Origin of the sequence: Corynebacterium sp. 5QC2CO, assembly GCF_024580435.1 — a bacterium.
Taxonomy (GTDB): Bacteria; Actinomycetota; Actinomycetes; order Mycobacteriales; family Mycobacteriaceae; genus Corynebacterium; species Corynebacterium jeikeium_D.
In genome coordinates, this window is record NZ_JANIKI010000007.1 from 68,684 (window position 1) to 82,898 (window position 14,215).

Here is a 14,215-nt window from a genome sequence, read left to right on the forward strand (position 1 = left end):
CTTTTAGAAGCCCATGCCGCCCATCTCGTCGCCACCCGGCATTGCCGGCATAGCCGGTTCCGGCTTGTCAGCGACAACAGCCTCGGTGGTCAGGAACAGAGCCGCAATGGAAGCAGCGTTCTGCAGTGCGGAGCGGGTAACCTTCACCGGGTCGTTGATGCCGGCTTCCATCAGGTCGATGTACTCACCGGTAGCAGCGTTCAGACCCTCGCCCTGCGGCAGGGAAGCAACCTTCTCGGTGACGACGCCGGCCTCGAGGCCAGCATTCAGAGCAATCTGGCGCAGCGGAGCTGCGAGAGCCGCACGCACGATGCGGACACCGGTTGCCTCGTCGCCGGTCAGACCCAGCTCGTCGTCAAGCACGTGCGAGACCTGCAGCAGTGCGGAACCGCCACCAGCAACGATGCCCTCTTCCACAGCAGCCTTTGCGTTGCGGACGGCATCCTCGATGCGGTGCTTGCGCTCCTTGAGCTCGACCTCAGTTGCGGCGCCAGCCTTGATAACTGCAACACCGCCGGCGAGCTTAGCCAGACGCTCCTGCAGCTTCTCCTTGTCGTAGTCGGAGTCGGAGTTCTCGATCTCAGCGCGGATCTGGTTGACGCGGCCCTCGATAGCGGACTGTTCGCCAGCGCCCTCGACGATGGTGGTCTCGTCCTTGGTGACGACGACCTTGCGAGCGCGACCCAGCAGCGGCAGGTCAGCGGTCTCGAGCGACAGGCCGACCTCCTCAGAGATGACCTGGCCATCGGTCAGGATAGCCATATCCTGCAGCATTGCCTTACGACGGTCACCGAAGCCCGGAGCCTTCACAGCGACAGACTTGAAGGTGCCGCGAATCTTGTTGACGACCAGGGTGGACAGAGCCTCGCCCTCAACGTCCTCAGCAATGATCAGCAACGGCTTGCCGGACTGCATGACCTTCTCCAGCAGCGGCAGCAGGTCCTTGATGTTGGAGATCTTGCCGGAAACCAGGAGGATGTACGGATCCTCCAGAACGGCCTCCTGGCGCTCCATGTCGGTGGCGAAGTAACCGGAGATGTAGCCCTTGTCGAAGCGCATACCCTCGGTCAGCTCCAGGTCGAGACCAAAGGTGTTGGCCTCTTCCACGGTAATGACGCCTTCCTTGCCGACCTTGTCCATAGCGGTGGCAATCAGCTCACCGATAGCCGGGTCAGCAGCGGAGATACCAGCGGTAGCAGCAATCTGCTCCTTGGTCTCGATGTCCTTAGCGGACTCCAGCAGCTTCTCGGTAACAGCCGCGACAGCCTTCTCGATGCCGCGCTTGATGCCCATCGGGTTGGAGCCAGCAGCAACGTTGCGCAGACCCTCGGAAACCAGAGCCTGAGCCAGAACGGTAGCGGTAGTAGTACCGTCACCAGCGACGTCGTCGGTCTTCTTGGCAACTTCCTTGACCAGCTCAGCGCCGATCTTCTCGTAAGGATCCTCAAGTTCGATTTCACGTGCAATGGAGACACCGTCGTTGGTGATCAGCGGTGCGCCCCACTTGCGCTCGAGGACTACGTTGCGACCCTTCGGGCCCAGCGTGACCTTGACAGCGTCTGCCAGGGTGTTCAGACCCGTTTCGAGACCACGGCGGGCCTCCTCGTCAAATGCAATCATCTTAGCCATGAGGTTTGAAGAATCCTCCGTCTATTTATGTGGCACTTACATTGGAAGTTGACCCAGGCGCCCGCGACGGCATGTGATTCGAGGGAAGCGCCGCCCTCTCCATCACCGGAGTCAACACTGTACTTTTTAACGACTTTTCAACACTTGTTTCAGCGTGCGCATACACAAGGTGTGAAGTTGTTTTTATTAGCACTCAATTAGAGCAAGTGCTAATTCACTTTTCTAGCACTCAACCCCATCGAGTGCAAGGTTAAGCACTGTCACTCCTGGCGTCACTCCTTATGCCACTTCCAACACCATCATGCTTGTGCGCCTACACTGTCGCACATGAGCATTATTAATAAGGAACTCACGGAGACCCTGCGAGACCACATCTCCAGCCAACGCGAGACCATCCACACCCAGCTGACCGAGCTGGTGGCTTTCCCCTCCGTACACGGCACCGAAGAAACCAAACAGGCTTGCATTGACGCCGCTCAGGCGGTTACCGACATGTACGCAGAGCTGGGCATCGAACTGGAGGCGCATCACACCGTCGACGGCTCGATTGCACTGTCGGGTTTCATCCCCGGGTCGTCGGAAAGCGCGAAGACCGTACTGCTCTACTCCCATTACGACGTTCAGCCGGCGGGCGACGAATCCGCTTGGACCGCAGGTCCGTGGACGCTCGACGAGCGCGACGGTCGCTGGTACGGCCGTGGCACCGCAGACTGCAAGGGCAACGTGGTCATGCACCTAGCTGCGCTGCGCGCGCTGCGTGACGACGCGCTTGCGGGCCGCGTCGACATGCCAAACATCAAGCTCATCGTGGAAGGTTCCGAGGAGCGCGGATCGGCGGGCCTGAACAACCTCATCGCCACGCAGCCGGAGCTTTTCGACGCCGACGTCATCCTCATTGCAGATGTCGGCAATGCCGAGGTTGGCCAGCCGACACTCGTGACCACCCTGCGCGGCACCGCCGATGTGGAAGTTCGCGTCGATGCGCTGGAGCAGCCTGTTCACTCGGGCATGTTCGGCGGCGCGGCTCCGGATGCACTGGCGGCGCTGATTCGCATGCTGGACAGCCTGCGCGATGAAAATGGCTTTACCTCTATTGACGGCCTGGACTGCTCGCAGCGCTGGGAGGGGCTGGACTACGCGCCAGAGACTTTCCGCGCCGATGCTGGTGTGCTTGACGGCGTGGACCTAATTAGCAACGAGGACGCTTCCGTCTCTGACCTGACCTGGGCTCGCCCGTCGGTGATTGTAACCGGTATCGACTGCCCACCAGCGACCAATGCTGTCAACGCAATTTCATCGACTGCTATGGCGCACATCAACTTCCGCATCCCAGGCGGCGTCGACCCGGCAGAAGCACAGGAGGCACTGGAGAATCACCTGCGCGCGCATGCTCCGTGGGGCGTGAAAGTGACGGTCGAGCGCGACGAGTTAGCGAACCCATTCCGGGCCAATGTTGAGGGCAAGGTTGTGCAGCTGGTTGCCGACAGCCTGTCGGCCGCCTATGGCAAGGAGACCGCAAGCATGGGCGAAGGTGCTTCAATTCCACTGTGCGCCACTTTGCTGGAGGCCGTACCAGGCGCTGACATCGCACTCTACGGCGTGGAAGAGCCGCAGGCTCGCATTCACTCGGCTGACGAGTCGGTGGACCCGAACGAGATTCGCGACATCGCTATTGGCGAGGCGGTTTTCCTAGCTTCCGTCAACGGAATTTAACGGGTACATCAAAAAAATCTGCCAGATTATTGGCTGAATGACTTGTGTCACATCTTTTTTCTGTAGTAAGGTTCGACCCATGCAGCAGAACATTCTTATTCGAGTAGCGAAGGCTACGAACCCCGGTGGAGGCCGACAGGACTGACCCCTCCACGCGGGGTCTCTGGCCGCAACTTCTCGAAGCACTTGGTTGGTCCGCCACTCACAGCAAAGCCATTAAGCAAAGGACCAGAAAAGAATGTTTTCCACTCGCACCCAGAAGAACATGTCCACTTCGACGACTTTCACGGGCAAGCGCCCCTCGTTGGAACACCAGGACAATGGCAATGTGCGAACTTATTCCGACGATCCGTTTAGGGCTCGCTTCGGACATCGCCTGCCTCGTGGCTTGAGGCAGGAAGCTCGTGGCATGAACTGGCAGAAGTTCAAGGACACTTACTCTCCCACTAACGGCCCGGTTCAAATCAAGAATTTCGAGGCAACCCGTGGCACCCTGGGCCGCTGGAACTTCAACGCTGACTTGTCTCTGACCGACAAGGACGGCCGTACCCGCACCTTCACCCAGGAAATCACCGCTATGGGGCCGGTGTCGGCTTGCACCAACTTGCTGGCTGATGCAGGTTACCGCGTTGAAATCGTGGAATTCCACCAGTTCGAGATTTTCGAGGCTACGGCTACCTTTGTCTACGCAGGTCACAACAATGACCATGTGTGGACCATGGGCTTTGGCCAGACTCCGGAGGCTTCCGTGCTCTCCGCTTTGGTCTGTGCTGCTAACCGCCTGCATGGCTAATGCGCAGGTGATATTCGAGTAGCGCACGAGTAATAAGTCCACCGATCTTGGGGCTTGGCAGCCAATTGCCAAGCCCCAAAAAATACCCAAATTCCCACCCCCAAATTTTCACCACACCGGAAAAAATTTCCCGTTTTCTCACACTCGGTTAACCCCATTTTGAATACTTAAGTCCCTAAAACGGGGTTGCATGAACCGGTGTGTTCCATTCATTATGGAATGGTGACTTCTCTCCTGTGCATCCTGTTCCTTACGGCAGCGATTGCACCATGGACGATTAAGTGGCTCGGAACCCGCGGGTTCCTCGTTCTCAGCCTCCCTCTGGCAGGTGGCGCTATCTACACCGGCGCCCATCTGGTTCGTTTAGCTCTAGCGAATGGAAACGGGGAAACCTCCGCAACCACACAACCCGCCGTCACGCATTTTTCGTGGATGCCCATTATCCACCTGGATGTAAACCTGCGATTAGGTCCTATTGAATCGCTCTTCGGCACACTGGTTTTGACCATCGGCTTTCTCGTACTGGTGTATTGCTCCGGATACTTCGTCAATCCGCCGCCCGGAAAACGTCGTCGCATAGGCTCCTTCGCAGCCCAAATGGTTGCCTTCGCCGCGGCTATGTACGGCCTGGTCATCAGCGACAACATCATGCTGATGTTTGTCTTCTGGGAAATTACCTCGGTTCTTTCCTTCCTCCTGGTGGGCTACTACGCCGAGCGAGCTTCCTCCCGTCGCGCAGCAGGCCAGGCGCTCCTGGTCACGACACTGGGCGGGCTGATCATGCTGGTCGGTATCGTCCTGATGGGAGTGACCACCGGATTCTGGAACTTCTCCGACCTCACAGCACCTGGTGCACTGACCACGTCGCAGCTGAATTCCACAGCAATCTCCACAGCCGCAATCCTGCTGGTCATCGGTGCACTTTCTAAATCCGCTATCGCGCCCTTCCACTTCTGGCTGCCCGGCGCAATGGCCGCCCCTACCCCGGTTTCTTCCTTCCTGCATTCGGCAGCGATGGTCAAAGCCGGTGTGTTCCTGGTCGCCCGACTTGCGCCAACTTTCAATGCCACCAACGCGTGGCAACCAATCATCATCCCGCTCGGCCTGTTGACCATGATTATGGGCGGCTGGATGGCTCTGCGCCAGCAGGATCTCAAGCTAATCCTGGCCTATGGCACGGTCAGCCAGCTGGGCTTTATCATTACCGTGTCGTCGATAGGCACGCGCGCGACAATGCTCGCCGCTCTCGCCCTGACCCTGGGGCACGCAATGTTCAAAGCGACGCTGTTCATGGTTGCGGGCACGATAGATAGGCTGACGGGGACGCGCGATATCCGCAAGCTCTCGGGCCTGGGGTCGCGGGCGCCGCAGCTTCAGATTATTTCGATTTTGGCCGCCGCATCGATGGCGGGTGTGCCGCCGATGTTTGGCTTTGTCGCCAAAGAGGCGTCCCTGGATGCCACTTTGACCGCACAGCCCCTTCACGGCATGCCCGCGGTGGCCACTACGGTCGGCCTGGTTGTCGGCTCGATTCTGACAGTGGCCTACTCGCTGTACCTGCTGCACGAAGCGTTTGCAACGAAGTCTCGCACTCACGAAAGCGGCGGTGGCGTCTCGGAGGCGGTGGAGAACATGGATCGGGCAACGTGGGCGCAGGTCGGCCCGGCGTGGCTGCTCGCAATTGCCAGCCTCATCTTCGGCCTCATTCCAAGTGTGCTCGACCACGCGATCTCGCCCTACCTCGTCGAGGCCTTCCCCAACTCGGCAGCCAAGACGCACCTGGCCCTCTGGCACGGCTTCACCCTACCGCTGGCGCTGTCTGCGACGATTCTGCTCACCGGCGTGATTTTGCACTGGCAGCGCCGCGCCGTCCGCCAGCTACAATTCGATCAGCCCGCGCTGGGCAGTGCCGACGCGCTTTACGACGCTACCTTGGATGCGGCCCGCCGTCTTTCTCTGCGCGCCACGGCTGCGACCCAACGCGGTTCGTTGCCTCTCAATGAGGCCGTCATTTTGCTGGTGCTGATTGTATTGCCGATTAGTGCGCTGCTGCTGGGCGAGCGCGACAACCTGCGGATGGAGCTGTGGGAAAACGCTCCGCAAGGCGCGGTGGCTTTGATTATGATTATCGCCGCATTGGCCGCAACCCGTCTGCGCAACCGGCTTTCAGGCGTGATTATGGTGGGTGTGACCGGCTACGGTCTGTCCATTATCTTCGCCATGTACGGCGCCCCGGATCTGGCGCTGACGCAGCTACTCGTGGAGACGGTCTCCATGATTATCTTCGTGCTGGTGCTGCGCACGCTGCCGCCGCGGGCACCGGAGTCAGATCGGAAGTGGACGCGCCAGCGCGCGTGGCTGGCAACCGCAGTCGGTGTGGCCGTGCCTATCCTCGGCGCCTACGCAATGGGCTCGCGGCGCGCGGCACCGATTTCGGAGGATATTTCGGCGTTGGCTCACGATATCGCGCACGGCCAAAACGCGGTCAACGTACTGCTGGTAGACATCCGTGCCTGGGACACCTTCGGTGAAATCACCGTGCTGGTGATGGTGGCCGTCGGCATCGCCTCGCTGGTATTTAGGACACACACGGTGTACCTACGGGCCAAGGTTAAGCCACAGCGCACCACCCGGCGCGGGGCTGACCGCTGGCTGAAGTCGACGGATTCCTCCGGCGAAATCGAGCGGATGCGCTACCCAATCATGGTGCTGGTGGCCTCCCGTGTGCTCTTCCCCGCCATGATGGTGCTCGCGCTCTATCTCTTCTTCGCCGGTCACAACGACCTGGGCGGCGGCTTCGCCGGCGGTTTGGTGGCGGCACTGGCGCTAACGATGCGCTATCTCATTGGCGGCCGCCGAGAGCTAGCAGCAACCCTGCCAATCAACCCCGAGGTCATGCTCGGGGGCGGCCTGCTGGTAGCAGCTATCAGCGCGGTGTGGCCGATGGTGATTGGCTGGGCTCCGCTGACCTCCTGGTACGGCTCGCGCGAGATTCCGCCTTTCGGCGACGTTACGGTGGTCTCACCGATGCTTTTTGACCTCGGCGTGTTCATGATTGTCATCGGCACGGTGATCTACATTCTGCGCAGCCTTGGTGGCGGTATCGATGTTTTCCTCATTCGCCGTCGGGGGCGCATCCGCTCTCGTGAGGTGACAAGGGCGACGATTGGCAAATCGCGCAGCCTGCGCAGCAAGCTCACCGCGAAGTCAGCCAAGTCTGCGACGGCGGCCAAAGTGGGCACAACGTCGGCTGCAACAATCGGGGCCGGTTCTGGAAATGGCGCTGCCGCTGACACCGACGCGTCCGCAGCCCAACCGAACACCGAAGGAAAGGACGCGCACCAGTGATACTCAACTTTGTACTCTTGGCGACCGTCGGCACGCTCGTTGCCACTGGCGTGTATCTGTTCCTGGACCGCTCCCTGACCAGAATGCTCATGGGGCTGCTACTGATGGGAAATGGCGTCAACCTACTGATTTTGCTCGGTTCCGGCTCGCCTGGCGCGCCACCCATCTGGGATCGCGAGTCGCTGATGAGCGACGCCCAGGCCGATCCGCTGCCGCAGGCTTTCATTCTCACCGCGATTGTCATTTCGATGGGCATGACCGCGTTCTTGCTGGCACTTGTCTACCGCCAGCATCGCTACCACATCGGCGACAATGTGCAGGATGACCACGAGGATTTGAGCCTGGCTCAACGCAGGGCCAACGACCCCACGGCCGCTCCAGACCACGACAAGTCGGACGATCCTACCACGGGGCGCCCAACTGAGGCTGGCGATAGCTTCGGCCCGGTGAGCTTTGAGAAACCGATTGCAGCGAAAGGCGGTGATGAAAATGATGACTGAGCTGCTCATCCTGAGGCTGATTCCCCTGCCCATCATCATTCCGGCCGCCACCGCCGCACTCGCGCTGCTGATGTCGCGCCGCCCCAGGGCCCAGCAGGCCATCTCGCTGGCGGCGCTGGGCAGCCTGGTGGTCATCGCCCTGGCGCTGGTCTACCTGGTCTACACCCACGGCATCCACACGGTGCAGGTCGGCGGTTGGGACGCGCCCATTGGCATCACGCTCGTCGCCGATAATCTCTCGGTGCTGATGATTGCAGTCTCCCAGCTCGTACTCTTTGCCGTCATGTGGTTCGGTATCGGCCAGGGTATTTCCGACGGCGATGATGACGAACCCATCGCGGTATTCGTGCCGACCTACATGCTGCTCAACATGGGTGTGTCCATGGCTTTCTTGGCCGGCGACCTATTCAACATGTACGTCGGCTTCGAGGTGCTCCTGGTCGCTTCCTATGTGCTGCTGACCCTTGGGGCATCAGCGTCGCGCATTCGCACGGGCGTGTCCTATGTGATGGTCAATATGCTGTCATCGATGGTGTTCCTGCTGGCCATCGGCCTGGTCTACCAGGCGGTCGGAACAGTGAACTTTGCGCACATCTCCATCCGGATGGCGGAAATTCCGGCAGGCACGCGCACCGCTATCTTTGCGGTACTGCTGGTCGCCTTCTCGGTCAAGGCGGCGGTGTTTCCCATGTCATCCTGGCTGCCCGACTCCTACCCCACCGCGCCGTCGATGGTGACGGCGGTCTTCGCCGGTCTGCTGACGAAGGTGGGCGTCTACGCAATTATCCGCACGCGCAGCGTCGTCTTCCCCGACGGCCGGCTTGACGACGTACTTATGTGGGCTGGCCTGGCAACAATGCTTATGGGCATCCTCGGCGCTATGGCCCAAAACGACATCAAACGCCTGTTGTCGTTTACGCTGGTGTCTCACATTGGCTATATGATTTTCGGTATTGCAGTCGGCAATACCTTGGGTCTCGGTGGCGCAATTTTCTACATCGTCCACCACATTTTGGTGCAGAGCGCACTGTTTTTGGTGGTGGGTCTTATCGAACGGCAGGCGGGATCGTCCTCACTGCGCAGCCTGGGTGGCTTGGCCAAGGCCTCACCGCTACTCGGCGTTCTCTACCTAATCCCCGCGCTGAACCTCGGTGGTATCCCGCCCTTCTCCGGCTTCCTGGGCAAGGTCATGCTAATCGAGGCCGGCGCGCAAAATGGCTCGGCCACCGCCTGGATTCTGGTTGCGGGCTCGATTATCACCAGCCTGCTGACGCTCTACACCATGGTCATCGTCTGGTCGAAGGCGTTCTGGCGCGACCGCTCCGACGCGCCCGACGGCGATTGTGTGCTGGCCCAACCAGCTACCCTGCGTGAGCAGACCAAGATGGTTGCAATCGACGAGCGTGACGACGTAGGTCGGATGCCGCTGGGAATGGTAATGCCAACGGCCCTGTTGGTTATCGCCTCCGTCGGCGTGACCATTCTGGCCGGGCCGCTGTCCGCGATGGCCACCGAGGCCGCCGGCAACGTCGCCGACATCGACGAGTACCGAGCGGCGGTGCTAGGCATCAACACCACCGATGCCAACGGCTTGGAGGAGCTGGAAAGTCCTGGCAGGACTAAGCAGCCGTGGGATGAGGATTCAGCAACTGAGCGGCCGACTAGCCAATTGGATGCGCCGCCTGGATCGGTCGACTCTCGGGCGACGAGCCGATGGAGCGAGGCGAGCGTTTCGGGTGCTGCTAGCACTGCTAGCACTGCAGGCGCTGCCAGCCCAGCCGCGGAAGAAGGTGAGACCGATGAGTGACAAAAGCGCACCGGAGACGAAGCAAGTACAGCGCAAGCAGGGTCTCGGCGCGCGACGCGCCCAGGCCACAGCCAAGGTCACCGCTGCCAAGACACCGCGGATTTCCGTCCTGATCTTCCTGTTCACACTGGTGATTTGGGTGATGCTCTGGGGCGAGGTGACCGTCGCCAACGTGATTACCGGCATCATTGTGGCCACGCTGCTCAACCTGGCCATGCCAGTTCCCCCTGCCCACGGAATCCACCTGAACTTCGGTGGCCTGGTACGGCTCTTTGCATCCTGGACGATTGATTTCGTGGTCGCGTCTTTGTACGTCGCCTGGCTGGCGGTGAGAAGGGCCGATCCGCCGCCGACGGCAATCATTACGGTGCCGATGCGCACCAACGGTGACATCACTCTGGCAACCGCGATGGCGCTAATTAATTTACAGCCGGGTGGCATCATCGTTGACGTCGATAAGCAGGAGCGGACACTGACCATCCACCTGCTCGACGCTTCGTCGACAAGCAAGATTGATAAGCAGATCAACCAACTAACGCGTATCGAGCGCCGCGTGATTCGCGCGTTTGAAAACCGCGAAGTCGACGAGGTTACCGAAGCTGAGGTAGTTGGCATTAAGGGCCCGACTGAGCAACACAGCGGCAGGAGCACCAAGTGAACGCAGAATTATTTACCACCTTGCTGGGTGTGGCCGCCGCGCTGTATTTCATTGCCGCGATGATCACGCTCGGCCACATGATTGCAGGGCCGAACTCGCTGGATCGACTGGTGAGTCTCGATACCATGACAGCCATGCTGCAGGGCATGCTCGCGGCCTTTATGGCCTGGACGCTGGACACCTCAGCGGTCTACCCCATGCTGATTATCGCACTGTTGGGCTTTTTGTCCTCGCTGGCAGTTGCGAAATTCCGCGTGCCCGATGACGAGGAATCTGCGGCCAAGTCCAAGGCTGCAAAGATCGCCAAAGTCACAAAAACTGTCAAAGCTGTCAAAGCTGCGAAGAAGGGAGAGGCCAAATGATTCTTGTGACAGACATCATCGCCATCGTGCTGATTATCTCCGGCGCGCTAATGTGCGTGGCCGCGGCCATCGGCATGGTGCGGTTTCGGGACACAATCAGCCGCATGCATGCCTCGTCGAAACCGCAGACTTTCGGTCTGATTCTGACGTTGTCCGGGGCGCTGCTGCACATTTTCACGCACAGTCCTGCCAATGCCACGACCTACAGTGACCTCGCACTGCTGGCGCTAATTATCCTGTTCGCGCTGGGTACTTCACCAATTATTGGTAGCCGCGTCGGCCATGAGGCATTCAAGGAGCGTCTGGTAAACGAAGCCGGCCTGGCCCGCGACGACACTCGCGGGGACAGCAAGCACTAGGCCCCGGGCCCAGGCCAGAATTTAGTCAGCCCGTCGTCCAGTGCAGCCGACAACCAGCCTGATTGGCGCAGCCGACACCCAGCCGTCCCGGGGAGTCCTGCCTATGCTTCGGTCTTGTCCACGAAGTCGACCGGCGAAATAGGATGTCCGACCCGCAGTTCCTGAACTGCGAGGTCTACCGCGGCTCGCCACGGAGTGTGGCCGAGTCGCTTTTCGTTTTCCCGCACATCGTCCTCGGTAGCCATAGAGGGCAGCGCCCCGGCCGCATCGGCGACGATGCGCTGACGCTCGTACCCCGCGCCCAGCTCAATGATGGTGTTGATATATTCCAGTTCGGCTCGGCAGCCGAGTTCGTCGGCAAGCGGAGCGAGTTCAATAACCAGTTCGCGCAGCTCATCGCGGACCCACCGCTCGTCGGTGTCGCGGTTGACAATCACCAGCGCGTCCATGCCGTAGCGGGCGGTGCGCCATTTGTTCTCAGCGATGTGCCAGGACTGTAGGCTCGGCAGCTCCTCGCCGGCTTCCCACATCCGGTCGAAGTGGACGGTCAGGCAGTGCGTCAGCGCGACGATGGCGGACAGTTCCTGCAGGTTAGAGGTAGCATCGGCGACGCGGACCTCAATAGTGCCAAATTTGGATGCCGGGCGGATGTCCAGGTGCATCGAGCCAGTGTGGTTGATGACGCCGGAGCGCGACTGGTCGTGCATGTAGGCCTCCCACTCAGGCCACGTGTAAATCGCTGGCGGCTGACCAGCGGTGGGAAGCTGCTGGTAGAGCAGGCTGCGGTTGGAGGCATAGCCCATATCCTCGCCATTCCACGCCGGGGAGGAGGCCGACAGCGAAAGCATGTGCGGCAGCTTCGTTGCCAGCGCCTGGATAATAGGCCAGACCCGCTCGGAGTCCTTAATGCCGATGTGAACGTGGATACCCCAGATAATCATCTGATTGCCCCACCACTGCGTGCGGTTGATGATTTCGGAGTAGTGCCCCTTAGCACTGACCTGCTGAGCAGTACCGCGGGCGAACGGATGCGAGCCCGATGACCACACATCCACCCCAACGCGGTCAGCGGCCTCGAGAACCATGTCCAGCTGGCTTTGGAGCTCCGCTACGACATCGGGCACGTTCATGTGCACACCGGTGACGAGCTCCACAGTGTTGGCGAGGAACTCGCGCTGGAGCCCATGTCCGGGATGCTCCGCATCGATGATGTCGAGCACCTCGGCGGCAGCGGGGGCGGTGTCACGCGTTCGTCGGTCAACGAACGCCACTTCCCATTCCACTCCCAGTGATGGCTGCGCCGATCCGGAAAATTGCTCAGTCATACCGCTATTTTTTCACACTAGGAGTCGTTTTCCTCAGTTGGCTCCGTCCAGGTGACGGTTTTTGCGCAGGAGACAAGGTCACCGTTGGAATCGACAAGCGCAACTGTGGTGAAACTGTCTTCATCCACTTTGGACGGAACGTTCCAGACATCCGCATTCCGTTTGTCATCGACGTGCACTTCGCCGATGACACCCAACCCTTCGGTTGCGGGGCTGCCGATGCCACTGCAACCAGATGCACCGCGCGCCTGCACTGTGTACTTGCCCTTATCCAAGGTAGTGAACTGACCTTTTTCGTCGGAAAGGCCCATCCACCCCTTGGCGCTCATGACCTGTACAGTTGCCAGCATTTTCATTGATCCGTCGTCGTTTGTGCGGATGAAATTATAGGCGCTGACGCGCTCGGTCAGCTTCGGTGCAGCCGGATCTACGCGCACTGGCGCAGTGCTTTTCGACGCGCCTGCGTTCCCGTCCTTGTCACTGCTGGATTCAACCCCCGAGCAGGACACCAACAGTGTTGCAGCACAACCCAACGCGGTGGCGACAGCAACGCGACGACGCTTTACGGCGAACATAAAAACCTCACAGACCTCACTGGCTACTAGCAGAATACTAGTACCCCTTTTTCAACCGTGATCTGTTTGAGACTGCAAAATATGCAAAAGCCCCGCGTAGGCCATGAAGTGTGTGGCTTACGCGGGACTTGGAAAGCTATGGGCGACTTCGCACCACGGCGGCAGGTTTTGAGGCTTAGACCGCAAACCTTAGTGAGAGACCGAAGCCTGGTGGGCCGGGAGTCTAGTGAGCCGGGTCAGTGGCGACCACGACGATTCCCGCCGGAGCGTCCCGGAGACGGTCATCGCGAGGTGCGGCTTCCCAACCGTTGTCGTGCGCGATCTGCTCAGCGGCGGCCTTTTCCTCTTCGTTCCTCGGGTCGAAGTAGACGGTGGTCTTCTCCCACACACCCATCTTCTCTTCAGGAGCGTTACCGGTCTCACCGGCGCCCCAGCCCTGCTCGCCCATCTGCTTGGACAGGTCATCGGCGAGGCCCACGACCTCAGAGTTATTCAGGACACTGACCCTGACAGCCTTGCGATCAATCTGTGGCGCTTCGTTGGCCTCATCCTGTGCCGGCGGATTCTCCGCGGGAGGAACCGGTTTGCCTGGCTCATTTGCCGGTGGCGGCAGGACCTCGCCGTCAGCATCTCCAGCAGCACCATCCTTTGCCGGATCACTGCCGTTGGCCGATTCAGCAGGCGCACCAGAGTCAGCCGGAGCGGATGCCGAGGTGTCATTCTGGCCGGTGTTCTCAGCATCGTCGCCACGCGTGCTGAGTGCGTAGGCACCGTAGGCGACCAGGCACACGCCGATAGCGAGCAGCACGATAGCGAGAACGCGCATGTAGCGGCCATCACCGGCACCGTCACCGATGTCGCCGTCATCAGCACCATCAGCAGCTGCGGAATTGCTAGCAGCAGTCCGAGAGCCAGCACCGGTAGTCGCGGCAGCGGTGGCACCAGCAGCGGCTGCGCCAGCGGCCGGGGCCGCAGATCTGGGCGCTGCGTGTTGAGCATCCGACGGCTCGGAGTACGCATGAGCGCCGCCAGCGGCGGGAGCCTCCGCGTAATCGCTGTACTCATCGAAGTCGTCGTAGTCGTCATCGAGTCGATGACGGCCCGGACGCGGCGAATTCTGAGGGTTTAGTTGGTCAGACACATCCC

Annotated in this window: 12 protein-coding genes; 8 read left to right on the plus strand and 4 right to left on the minus strand. The window is 60.3% G+C overall.

The genetic code is table 11. The features are described 5' to 3' along the window. Positions 1–3 precede the first annotated feature (3 nt). Positions 4–1,629 carry a chaperonin GroEL gene (gene groL, locus NQ014_RS07310; protein ID WP_016421501.1) on the minus strand — a complete coding sequence of 542 codons (1,626 nt, stop codon included), beginning with the start codon at positions 1,627–1,629 and terminating at the stop codon, positions 4–6. Positions 1,630–1,956: 327 nt separating this feature from the next. On the opposite strand from groL, the gene NQ014_RS07315 reads away from it, so the two are divergent. The 8 genes from NQ014_RS07315 to NQ014_RS07350 all read left to right on the plus strand — a co-directional run bounded on the left by NQ014_RS07315 (position 1,957) and on the right by NQ014_RS07350 (position 11,169). Next, positions 1,957–3,342: a dipeptidase gene (locus NQ014_RS07315; RefSeq protein WP_257074525.1), complete on the plus strand. Its 1,386-nt coding sequence runs from the start codon at positions 1,957–1,959 to the stop codon at positions 3,340–3,342. A gap of 238 nt (positions 3,343–3,580) precedes the next feature. Then, positions 3,581–4,135, plus strand: coding sequence for an acetyl-CoA acetyltransferase (locus NQ014_RS07320; protein ID WP_257074526.1), 555 nt, complete (start codon positions 3,581–3,583; stop codon positions 4,133–4,135). A 219-nt stretch (positions 4,136–4,354) separates the two neighbouring features. Continuing rightward, on the plus strand, positions 4,355–7,483 hold the full coding sequence (locus tag NQ014_RS07325) for a Na+/H+ antiporter subunit A (protein WP_257074527.1): 3,129 nt from the start codon (positions 4,355–4,357) through the stop codon (positions 7,481–7,483). Further along, the gene (locus NQ014_RS07330) at positions 7,480–7,983 is read left to right on the plus strand and encodes a Na(+)/H(+) antiporter subunit C (protein WP_257074528.1); all 504 of its coding nucleotides are present in this window, start codon (positions 7,480–7,482) and stop codon (positions 7,981–7,983) included. The genes NQ014_RS07325 and NQ014_RS07330 overlap by 4 nt, the downstream gene beginning before the upstream one ends. Beyond that, complete coding sequence (locus tag NQ014_RS07335) at positions 7,973–9,790, plus strand: Na+/H+ antiporter subunit D (protein WP_257074529.1); 1,818 nt, start codon at positions 7,973–7,975, stop codon at positions 9,788–9,790. Before NQ014_RS07330 ends, NQ014_RS07335 begins: the two co-directional genes overlap by 11 nt. Next, positions 9,783–10,448, plus strand: a complete 666-nt coding sequence (locus tag NQ014_RS07340; RefSeq protein WP_257074530.1) for a Na+/H+ antiporter subunit E — start codon at positions 9,783–9,785, stop codon at positions 10,446–10,448. The genes NQ014_RS07335 and NQ014_RS07340 overlap by 8 nt, the downstream gene beginning before the upstream one ends. Continuing rightward, positions 10,445–10,810, plus strand: a complete 366-nt coding sequence (locus NQ014_RS07345) for a monovalent cation/H+ antiporter complex subunit F (RefSeq protein ID WP_257074531.1) — start codon at positions 10,445–10,447, stop codon at positions 10,808–10,810. Before NQ014_RS07340 ends, NQ014_RS07345 begins: the two co-directional genes overlap by 4 nt. Then, entirely contained in the window at positions 10,807–11,169 is a 363-nt protein-coding gene (locus NQ014_RS07350; protein ID WP_257074532.1) for a monovalent cation/H(+) antiporter subunit G, read from the plus strand. Before NQ014_RS07345 ends, NQ014_RS07350 begins: the two co-directional genes overlap by 4 nt. 101 nt (positions 11,170–11,270) lie before the next feature. On the opposite strand, the gene NQ014_RS07355 is transcribed toward NQ014_RS07350, so the two are convergent. From NQ014_RS07355 to NQ014_RS07365, 3 genes are all read right to left on the minus strand, one after another. Next, positions 11,271–12,494 carry a glutamate--cysteine ligase gene (locus NQ014_RS07355; RefSeq protein WP_257074533.1) on the minus strand — a complete coding sequence of 408 codons (1,224 nt, stop codon included), beginning with the start codon at positions 12,492–12,494 and terminating at the stop codon, positions 11,271–11,273. Between the two features lie 17 nt (positions 12,495–12,511). Next, complete coding sequence (locus NQ014_RS07360; protein ID WP_257074534.1) at positions 12,512–13,069, minus strand: hypothetical protein; 558 nt, start codon at positions 13,067–13,069, stop codon at positions 12,512–12,514. Positions 13,070–13,292: 223 nt separating this feature from the next. Beyond that, entirely contained in the window at positions 13,293–14,210 is a 918-nt protein-coding gene (locus tag NQ014_RS07365; RefSeq protein WP_257074535.1) for a LytR C-terminal domain-containing protein, read from the minus strand. Positions 14,211–14,215 lie beyond the last annotated feature (5 nt).